At 70.5% G+C, this 2576-nt stretch carries 2 protein-coding genes; one reads left to right on the forward strand and one right to left on the reverse strand.

From position 1 onward, the window contains the following. Positions 1–1057: IS110 family transposase (locus tag ACWDRR_RS44355; protein WP_449778025.1), on the reverse strand; the 1057-nt coding region annotated here is incomplete at its 3' end. A 323-nt stretch (positions 1058–1380) separates the two neighbouring features. Here ACWDRR_RS44355 and ACWDRR_RS44360 point away from each other — a divergent pair. After that, entirely contained in the window at positions 1381–2415 is a 1035-nt protein-coding gene (locus ACWDRR_RS44360) for an IS110 family transposase (protein WP_449778026.1), read from the forward strand. The last annotated feature ends 161 nt before the right edge of the window (positions 2416–2576 follow it).

Here is a 2576-nt window from a genome sequence, read left to right on the forward strand (position 1 = left end):
TGGTTTGTGGTGCTGGTGGCCTGGTCAGTGCGTTGTAGATCTCGCGTGCGACGAAGCGCTTGAGGCAGCGTGTGATGTCCTTCTTGGACATGCCTTCCATTGTGCGGCGGGCGACGTAGGCGCGGGTGCGTTCGTCGTAGCGCATGCGGACCAGCACGATGGTGTGCAGGGCGTTGTTGGCGGCCCGGTCGCCGCCGCGGTTGAGGCGGTGGCGGTGGGTACGGCCGGATGACGCGGGTATGGGTGCGACCCCGGTCAAATGGGCGAACGCGGCCTCGGAGCGCATCCGTTCGGGGTTGTCCCCGGCCGAGGCCAGGAGCTGGCCGGCGGTCTCGGGGCCGACCCCGAACAGTGCGAGGAGTTCCGGGGCGGCCTGCTTGACCAGCGGGCCGATCTCGGCGTCGAGTTCGGTGATCTCGACATCGAGTGCTTGATGACGGCGGGCCAGGCGCCGCAGGGCCGCCTTGGTCGCGGCCAGTGGCGTGGACAGGTCCGTACCGGAGCGCAGTCGGGCGAGCGTGCGGATCAGCGCGGTCCGGTCCAGGTGGGCGACCTGCTCGCGCAGTGTCGCCGGCGCGGACACGAGCAGCCCGCGGATCTGGTTGATCGCCTGGGTGCGGGCCTTGACCGCGCTGCGGCGCGCACACCGCAGTACCCGGACGGCCTCGACCGTGCCGTCGCGGCTCTTGGGGACTGTGGTGGCCCGGCCGGAGGCGACTGCCATGGCGGCCGCGTAAGCGTCGATCGGGTCGGATTTGCCGCGCGTGCGACGGGTTTTGCGGTCCGGGCGGTCCACATCGACGACCGTGACCCCGGCGGCGGTCAGCACACGGGTCGGTTCGGCGCCGTAGGCCCCGGTGCCCTCCACCCCGACGGCGGTCACGGTGCCGTGCGAGCGTAGCCAGTTCAGCAGGTCCCGGTAGCCGTGCACGGTGGCCGGGAACTCCCGGTCGGCCAGGTGCCGGCCGAGTCGGTCGATCACCGCCGCGTGATGGGTCAGGCCGTGGGTGTCGACGCCGCCGGTGATCTCCGAGGCATCATGCGTCATGCTGGTCATGTCCGTCCTTGCCGCTTGTCCGAGCCGAGGGCGGCACGCGCCGGTCGGGCGGGTGGACAAGACAGTGACGGGGCCTCTGGCCAGGCTCCTGACTTGTTGAATCGGACCCAGGCGCTCGGTCTGCAGCCGTAGCGTCCAGGGTGTCGGTCGGCACGGGCCCGCAGTGCTCCTTGCCGCCCACGGGCTGGCTCTCTCATAGCGTGCCGCCGCCGGCCGACACCCGCGCGGTGTGGCTCGACAGAGGCATGAGGAGGACACGGTGACTTCAAGTCAGGATGCCCACCGCACTCCCTCCTCGGTCCCGTCGAGTGCAAGGCCAGCCTGTGATCCTGATCGGTATCGACCCGCACAAGTCCTCCCACACCGCAGTCGCCGTCGACGCCGCGGGTCACCAGCTGGCCCAGCGCCGGTTCGTCGCCAACGCCGGCACGTTCCGCCAGCTCATGGCCTGGTGCGAGCAGTGGCCCGAGCGGCGCTTCGCCGTCGAGGGCGCCGGCGGACTGGGCCGCTCGCTCGCCCAGCAGCTGGCGGCCGCCAGCGAGCAGGTGGTCGACGTGCCGGCCACGCTCTCCGCCAGGGCCCGGCTGCTGTCCACCGGCGGCAACCGCAAGACCGACGAGGCCGACGCCCGCCACGTCGCCCAGGTCGCCCTGTTCCGCCCCGACCTGCGGCAGGTCGCCGCCGAGGACCAGACCACGATCCTGCGGCTGCTGACCGAGCGCCGCGACGACCTGGTCCACGAACGCACCCGCGTACTCAACCGGCTGCACGCCGTCCTGCGCGACCTGCTGCCCGGCGGAGTCGCCACCGGACTGACCGCAGACAAGGCTGCCGCCGCAATGAAGGGCATCCGCCCCGTCACCGCCACCGACAACTGCCGCCGCGACATCGCCCGTGACCTGCTGGCCGACCTGCGGCGACTGGATCGCCTGGTCAAGGACAACGAGGTCCAGATGCGCGAGGCGCTGGCCGCCACTCGCACCACGCTCACCAGCCTGCCGGGCCTGGGCACCGTGATGGCCGCCAAGGTCCTCGGCCACGTCGGCGACGTCACCCGCTTCCCCACCGAGCAGCACTTCGCCAGCTACACCGGTAGCGCGCCCCTGGACGCCTCCAGCGGCAACAACGTCCGCCACCGGCTCAACACCGGCGGCAACCGGGCGCTCAACTCGGTCCTGCACGTGATCGCCGTCTGCCAGATCCGCGACGGCGGCCGCGGACAGGAGTACTACCAGCGCAAGATCGCCGAGGGGAAGACCCCGTCCGAGGCCCGCCGGGCACTCAAACGACGATTGTCCAACGTGGTCTACCGGATCATGAAACGCGACCATCGAACCCAACTCGCCGCAGCTGCTTGACACACAGAGGCGCTATGAAGTCACAAACGCCCGTCCGGCCGCGTGCGTGGTGATGCCACCGATGAGCCGACAAATCCCAAACAGGACAGTCGAGACGTCAGTCAGGCCACGGGTCAGACCCACCGACGACATCACCACGAACATCATCACTGTCAGGCCAG

The sequence above is a fragment of the Kitasatospora sp. NPDC003701 genome (genome assembly GCF_053587085.1).